At 58.8% G+C, this 1,496-nt stretch carries 1 protein-coding gene; it reads left to right on the top strand.

Going from position 1 to position 1,496, the window contains the following annotated elements:
• Positions 1-1,496 (top strand): hypothetical protein (locus LIY36_RS27565; protein ID WP_226457852.1); only part of this gene is annotated, 1,496 nt, incomplete at both ends.

Genomic DNA, 1,496 nt, shown 5'->3' with positions numbered 1-1,496 from the left:
TCGACGGCTACTACACCATCGTTGGCAACGACGTTGTGCTGACTCAGAAAGGCGCCGACTTCGTTAACGCTGGTAACCAGCTGCCGAAGATCGACCTGACTGTCACCGATCCAGAAGGCTTGAACTCCAGCAACAGTGCTCAGCCGACCGTCAACCTGCACAACGACGTGCCGGTGATTGAAGTCGTTGCTAATACCCTGGAAGAAAACTCCGCCACTGCGGGCACCGTCGCCGGTACCTTCACCGCGACCGACGAAGAAACCCCGCGTGATGGCTTGACCATCTCCTTCACCGGCAACAGCAACGCCGACGGCTACTACAGCATCGTAGGCAACAACGTTGTGCTGACTCAGAAAGGGGCCGACTTCGTTAACGCTGGCAACCAACTGCCGAAGATCGACCTGACCGTCACCGACCCTGAAGGCCTGAACTCCAGCAACAGCGCTCAGCCGACCGTCAACCTGCACAACGATGTGCCAGTGATTGAAGTCGTTGCTAATACCCTGGAAGAAAACTCCGCCACTGCGGGCACCGTCGCCGGTACCTTCACCGCGACCGATGAAGAAACCCCACGCGATGGCCTGACCATCTCCTTCACTGGCAACAGCAACGCCGACGGCTACTACACCATCGTTGGCAACGACGTCGTCCTGACCCAAAAAGGCGCCGACTTCGTTAACGCCGGCAACCAGCTGCCAAAAATCGACCTGACCGTCACCGACCCAGAAGGCCTGAACTCCAGCAACAACGCTCAGCCAGTGGTTAACCTGCACAACGATGTGCCGGTGATTGAAGTGGTCGCCAACACCCTTGAAGAAAACTCCGCCACTGCGGGCACCGTCGCCGGTACCTTCACCGCGACCGACGAAGAGACCCCACGCGATGGCCTGACCATCTCCTTCACCGGCAACAGCAACGTCGACGGCTACTACAGCATCGTTGGCAACAACGTCGTCCTGACCCAAAAAGGCGCCGACTTCGTTAACGCTGGCAACCAGCTGCCAAAAATCGACCTGACCGTCACCGACCCTGAAGGCCTGAACTCCAGCAACAGTGCTCAGCCGACCGTCAACCTGCACAACGATGTGCCAGTGATTGAAGTCGTTGCCAACACTCTGGAAGAAAACTCCGCCACTGCGGGCACCGTGGCCGGTACCTTCACCGCGACCGACGAAGAGACCCCGCGTGATGGCTTGACCATCTCCTTCACCGGCAACAGCAACGTCGACGGTTACTACAGCATCGTTGGCAACGACGTCGTCCTGACCCAGAAGGGCGCGGACTTTGTTAACGCCGGCAACCAACTGCCGAAGATCGACCTGACCGTCACCGACCCTGAAGGCCTGAACTCCAGCAACAGCGCTCAGCCGACCGTCAACCTGCACAACGATGTGCCAGTGATTGAAGTCGTTGCCAACACCCTGGAAGAAAACTCCGCCACTGCGGGCACCGTCGCCGGTACCTTCACTGCAACCGACGAAGAGACGCCGCGTGAT

It is taken from the genome of Pseudomonas sp. AF03-9 (genome assembly GCF_020515815.1).
Classification (GTDB): Bacteria; Pseudomonadota; Gammaproteobacteria; order Pseudomonadales; family Pseudomonadaceae; genus Aquipseudomonas.
The sequence above is the reverse complement of the archived record's forward strand: the minus strand, read 5'-3'. Positions and strand labels throughout refer to the sequence as shown.